The 5,847-nt window shown below is 48.5% G+C and carries 5 protein-coding genes; 1 reads left to right on the top strand and 4 read right to left on the bottom strand.

Going from position 1 to position 5,847, the window contains the following annotated elements:
- From CX664_RS23755 to CX664_RS23745, 3 genes are all read right to left on the bottom strand, one after another.
- Nucleotides 1–1,059 (bottom strand): hypothetical protein (locus tag CX664_RS23755; protein ID WP_146000284.1); only part of this gene is annotated, 1,059 nt, incomplete at its 3' end.
- A gap of 339 nt (nucleotides 1,060–1,398) precedes the next feature.
- Nucleotides 1,399–2,841 carry a hypothetical protein gene (locus tag CX664_RS23750; protein WP_101749104.1) on the bottom strand — a complete coding sequence of 481 codons (1,443 nt, stop codon included), beginning with the start codon at nucleotides 2,839–2,841 and terminating at the stop codon, nucleotides 1,399–1,401.
- Between the two features lie 145 nt (nucleotides 2,842–2,986).
- On the bottom strand, nucleotides 2,987–4,429 hold the full coding sequence (locus tag CX664_RS23745; protein WP_101749103.1) for a hypothetical protein: 1,443 nt from the start codon (nucleotides 4,427–4,429) through the stop codon (nucleotides 2,987–2,989).
- A gap of 173 nt (nucleotides 4,430–4,602) precedes the next feature.
- Between CX664_RS23745 and CX664_RS23740 the strand changes: the two genes are divergently transcribed.
- The gene (locus CX664_RS23740) at nucleotides 4,603–5,304 is read left to right on the top strand and encodes a TetR/AcrR family transcriptional regulator (protein ID WP_101749102.1); all 702 of its coding nucleotides are present in this window, start codon (nucleotides 4,603–4,605) and stop codon (nucleotides 5,302–5,304) included.
- Between the two features lie 48 nt (nucleotides 5,305–5,352).
- Here the strand turns inward: CX664_RS23740 and CX664_RS23735 are convergent.
- On the bottom strand, nucleotides 5,353–5,847 hold a 495-nt coding region (locus tag CX664_RS23735; RefSeq protein WP_146000283.1), incomplete at its 5' end, for an IS982 family transposase.

The following is a 5,847-nucleotide window of genomic DNA, read 5'->3' as shown; positions in this document are numbered from 1 at the left end:
CCTAATAAGCTTCCGGCTATGCCGGAAGTCATTTAACTGATAGTTTTCCTGCCATTTCCGGGGATGCGTTGCCAGCTCAAACGCTATAACTGACAGATCATCATAGTTCAGTGAATGAATGTTCCTTAGCCGGTCGTCCAGGGATTCCCAGTAGGGATCCAGGCGATACGCGAAGAGGCTGTGTTGCTGCCTGGCAAACGACACCATCAAGTGACTGACCCTGTCCATGATTCCGGTATTACCAGTCGGTAATGCGTCAAGCCATATATCCCTGGCCAGACGGAAGAAGACCGGATAATCCAGATATACGCCTGGCTTGAGTAGCAGAAAATCGGGAGGTGGATTTTTGATCAGGTTCTGAATCTCCCGGGGAAACTCACCGAAATAGTGTTGAAATTCCTCTTGAGAAAGATCCTCATAGTCCTTTGGATCAAAATGTTCAAAAATACTGGGAAAATCAGGGTGAATGCGCGGATGGGCACGGGGGTAATCAGAACGATATAAACGACAGACATCAGTAGCAGACTTGAAGTCACACAAGAACTGTCTGGAATACATGCCAACCGTCAAAACCGGCCAGCCATAGCGGACATAGGCAGCCGACTCCTTCAGGGACTCTGGCCACTGGCTGACAATCCGGGACACTGCTTGCAGGTCTGGCCAGGCCGAGGAGAGATGCAGGTTTATTTCACTTTTCACACAATTATGTATTGACTGGGCGAGCGTCACGACTTCTCTGGCCATGGAGGCTTTCGCCTTGAAGCTGGCAGTGTCGGAGATCACCTGGAGAATATGATCCTTCAGAGGTGTGATTGCCCGTTCATGCAGCTCCTTTTCTGCGTCTGAAAGATCCCGTTCTGTGTCTGAAATATCCAGCTCGGAAAACTCCCGCATTTGCAGGTCCTCGGGCTTCGGTAAGTCAATAGCTGTGCTTCTGGAATCGAAGGTTGCCGATGGCAGGCAGCAAGCCACCTGATCTGTCGAAAGCAGTACAGGATCGAGCGCACCTCCGACAACAGGGTGAGAGTGGGATGGTAGTGATGGGAAAGGATTAGCCATGAAAACTCCTGATAAGCGTAAAAACAACAGTTGTCTACTTGATCAAATGAATAATGGGCTTTTGGACTCATTACCATTGCACCCCGAAGGAATGCATACATGAATCATGTATAACTCCCGTTAAACTCTCATGAATCCTAGTACATGGTTTCAATGAGTTTGACGGGTTGTCGTGCCTCCGCACTCCGTTCGTCCTGAGTGCTGAGCTTGTCGAAGCATCGAAGGACCCATAGGGCCTAAAGGCGGAAACTCCGGACTCTGATAGATCGTGCCAAGCACCCTTCGACTCCGCTCAGGGTGAACGGAGATCGTACACGTCAAACTCATTGAAACCATGTACTAGGAGGCTTTGCCTCTGAAAAAATCAGCGAGCACCTCCCGTGTTTCCTCCAGGGGAAATGAATTACTCAGATCCGTTGCAATGATGGGCGACAACAGCTGCCTGGTACCTTTGTCGAAGTATTCTCCGCACTCGATACTCTGTGAAGAAAAAGCCATGCCATGTAAAAACCTGGACTTGTGCTCATCAATATACTGGGCAATATCTTTCAGAAAGTGCAGGGTCCTGGCGGTATCCGGAATCAACTCTGACTCTACCCAACGACTGACTTTCAGTTGCGAAACGGGATCTGCCCCCCACTCGTCAAAGTGATTCATCAGCCTGCTTTCCTGACTTGAAAAAGCATGGTTGAGCAACTGCCGGAAAATGTGTTTATAGTTTTCCTGCCATTTCCGGGGATACGTCACCAGATGAAATGCCAAGGCTGACAAATCTTCATGGTTCAGCGAGTGAGCATGCATTAATCGGACATCCAGCGAGTCACGGTAGCGCTCCAGGTAAAGAACATCCGATGAGCTGTGTAGCCAATAGGTAGACGACACCATCAAATGACTGACCCTGTCCATGGCTCCGGTATTGCCAGCAGATAATGCGTCAAGCCAGATATCACTGACCAGGCGGAAGAAGACCGAAAAATTCAGATACATGCCTCTCTTGATTGACTTGGCATCGGCAGGATAGTTTTTAATCAGGTCCTGGATTTGCCGGGAATGCTCGCCGTAGAGCTTTTGAAATTTCTCTTGGGAATATTTCTCAATATCTTTTAGATCGGCAACTTCAATACGAAAAGGAATATCATCGCGAATGCGCCAGGTAACACCCGGGCAATAATCTCCATACGAGAAAGCAACATTGCTGTCAGCAGAATTGAAGTTACACAACAACTCTCTGGTCTTCAGGCCAACCGACAAAACCGGCCAGTAATAGCGGATATAGGTTGCCGATTCCTTCAGGGACTCTGGCCACTGGCTGACTAATTCGGCCACTTTTTGTTTGTCTGGCCACGCCGATGAGTAATGCTTGTGAATTTCGCTCAACACACCTTTATGTATTGACCTGGCGAGCTCCATGACCTCTCTGGCCATAAGGACTTTAGCCTTGACGCCGGGAGTGTCGGTGATCGCCTGAGTAACGGGAGCAAATGTGGTGGTGATATCCACACGTTTGTCGGCAAGCACCTTAAGAATCTGATCCATCCGCGGTGTAATTGCCCGGTCATGCAGCTCCTTTTCTGCGCCTGAAATATCCCGCTCAGAATACCCCAGTATCTTGAGTTGATAGCGTTCAGGCAAGGCAATAGTGGTGCTCCGGGAATCAAAGGTTGACGCTGCAGCCAATGGCGGGAAGGAAGCATCCTGATCTTCCGAAAGCAGCGCTTGATCGGGAGCATCGCCGACAATAGGGGGTGAGGCGGGTGGTAGTGATGGGAAGGGATTGGTCATGAAAACTCCTGATAAGCTTGAAAACAACAGTTGTCCACTTGATCAAATGAGTGATGGGCTTTTGGACTCATTTCCTCTGCTCCCCGAAGGAATGCATACCAAATCTCTCTATAGATGTATCGCTTCAGCTAAACTCTCATGCTTCTCAGGGTTTCTGTGAGGCTTTGCCTCTGAAAAAATCAGCGAGCACCTCCCGTGTTTCCTCCAGGGGAAATGAATTACTCAGATCCTTTGCCAGGATGGGTGACTGCAGCTGCCCGGTACCCTTCTCGAAGTAATCTCCATTCTTGATGCTCTGCAAAGGAGAGGTCATCCATGTTGAAGACCTATCCTTACGCTCATCGATATACTGCGCAATATCTTTCAGAAAGTGCAGAGTCCTGGCGGTGACCGGAATCAACTCTGACTCTGCCCAACGACTGACTTTCAGTCGCGAATCAGGATCTGCCCCCCAATTGTCAAAGTGCTTCATCAGCCTGCTTTCCTGACTTGAAAAAACATGGCTGAGCAACTGCCGGAAAATGTCTTTATAGTTTTCCTGCCATATCCGGGGACGCGTCACCAGCTGAAATGCGAAAGCTGACAAATCTTCATGGTTTAGCGAGTTGGCATTCGTTAACCGGGCGCACAGTGAGTCACGGTAGCTATCCAGGTAAAGGTAATCGGTTGTGCTGTGTAGCCAATGGGTAGACGACACCATCAAATGACTGACCCTGTCCATGGCCCTGGTATTACCAGCAGATAATGCGTCAAGCCAGATATCGTTGACCAGACGGAAGAAGACCAGAAAATCCAGATACATGCCTTTCTTGATTTTGGCATCGGCAGGATAGTTTTTAACCAGGTCCTGGATTTGCTGTGAATACTCGCCAAAGAACTCCTGAAATTCCTCTTGAGAAAATTTCTCAATATCTTCTAGATCAGAAATTTCAATACTAAAAGGAATATCATCGCGAATGCGGCAATGAACATCCGGGTTATAAGCATGATACGGGCGAACAATCTCGGGGTTAGCAGCATTGAAATTAAACAACAACTCTTTGGTATTCATGCCAACCGTCAAAACCGGCCAATAATAGCGGATATAGGTTGCCGACTCCTTCAGGGACTCTGGCCAATGGCTGACTATTTCGGCCACTTTTTGCTTGTCTGGCCATGCTGATGCGTAGTGCTTGTTAATTTCGCTCAACGCTACTTCATTTATTGAATTGGCGAACTCCATGACCTCTCGGGCCATAGAGACCTTAGCCTTGATGCCGGGAGTGTCGCTGATCGCCTGAGTAATGGCTGCAAATGTAGCAGTGATGTCCACACGTTTTTTGAGCACCTCAAGAACCTGATCCATCCGAGGTGTAATTGCCCGGTCATGCAGCGCCTTTTCTGTGTCTGAAATATCCCGCTCAGAATACCCCAGTATTTGCAGTTGATAGCGCTCAGACAAGGCAATAGCGGTGCTCCGGGAATCGAAGGTTGACGCTGTAGCCGGCGGAGGGCAGGAGGCACCCTGATCTGCAGAAAGCAGTGCTTCGGGAGAGCTGCCGACAACAGGGGGCAGGGCGGGTGGTAGTGATGGAAAGGGATTAGCCATGAAAACTCCTGATTAAAGGTGAACACCCCAGTTGTTAGCATGATTAACAAGAGACGGGCTTTTGACAGACGGGTCAGAAGTAAGTTCCCAAATTCAAGAGATGCATATTCTTGCGACTTTGGTGCAAGAGGATGACAATACTTCGAGACTCCCCTCCTCATGCATGAATTCCTATGACAGAAGCCGTAAGCAAACAGCGCAAAGTATCCCGCAAGACTCAGGCCAGAAGTCTTGAGCGGAGAAGTACCATTCTCACGGTTGCCCGGGAACTGTTGGAAGAGAACGCCATTAATGAACTTTCACTGTACCAGGTAGCGGAAAAAGCCGGGATGCCGCCATCCTCTGTCTATCACTTTTTCCCCAAAGTAGACGCAATACTGGAAGCATTACTGGAGGATATTTTTAGCGATTTTGAAGTGATTCTGGATCAGCCCCTTGATGAGAGTGCAATTCATCACTGGACAGATATCATGCGACAGCTTCAGGTCAGGTATGTGAGCTATTACCGACAGCACAAATACGTTCGGGACCTGATTCTTGGACAGTACACGCCCGGCTCCCTGCTGCATGCTGACTACCAGCATGACGATGTGCTGGGTTGTCGAATCCGGAAATGTCACGAAGCGTATTACCAGCTGCCACCCTTGCCAGCCGGGTTTAATATTTTTGCCATTGCGCTGCAAATAGCGGACAAGGTTTATTCAATATCCCATCAGGAGCATGGCAATATTACCGATGTTATGGCCCGTGAGGGGGGCAATGCTGCGCTGGCTTATTTGGGGGAGTATCTTCCAAGGCTACTTATTAACCCGGATATACGCGAAGACCGACTTTTGACCCATAGATCAATAAATAACACTACATGGTCGGCCTAAACGGCATTTTTAACAGACGCTCCCTAATCATGCCCGAAAACCGCGTTTTCAAGCAGTTATTAAATTCTCAAACTGAATAGCAGGCTTACCAGCTTGTACATTTAGGAATACACCTACGTTGTAAGCCAGTAACTTGCGGGCCATTCTTGCTGTCATGCGCCACATATTACAGCAGCCACTGTGCTCAATATCGAAATAATGTGCCAACTGTCCAATGACGGTTTCGATTCTGCGCCTGACCCGCATAATCAGTTTGACGAATTTTTTTGGCCGGTTATCTTTCATGTTTTTTTTCAATGGCGTTTGCAGGTCGATACCAACCGCTTCGCAATCCTCTTTGAAAATCGGCTTAATGTAGCCTTTGTCTCCCAACAACAACCCGGCTATCGTTTCTATCAAATCGTAAGCTGCATCTCTCTCGTCAACGTTCGCAGGTGTCAGGCTCAGTGAAACTGGAATGCCCGTCATTGAAATTAACAGATGCCCCTGAAAACCAAAAAACTTCCTGTCTTTTGAAGCACAGTAGCCATAAGCCACTTCGTC

Origin of the sequence: Endozoicomonas acroporae, assembly GCF_002864045.1 — a bacterium.
GTDB classification, from domain to species: Bacteria; Pseudomonadota; Gammaproteobacteria; order Pseudomonadales; family Endozoicomonadaceae; genus Endozoicomonas; species Endozoicomonas acroporae.
The sequence above is the reverse complement of the archived record's forward strand: the minus strand, read 5'-3'. Positions and strand labels throughout refer to the sequence as shown.

Coding starts and splice junctions, on each gene's coding strand:
- CX664_RS23750 (WP_101749104.1), bottom strand. CDS start 2,841: ATGACCAATCCCTTCCCATCACTACCACCCGCCTCACCCCCTATTGTC.
- CX664_RS23745 (WP_101749103.1), bottom strand. CDS start 4,429: ATGGCTAATCCCTTTCCATCACTACCACCCGCCCTGCCCCCTGTTGTC.
- CX664_RS23740 (WP_101749102.1), top strand. CDS start 4,603: ATGACAGAAGCCGTAAGCAAACAGCGCAAAGTATCCCGCAAGACTCAG.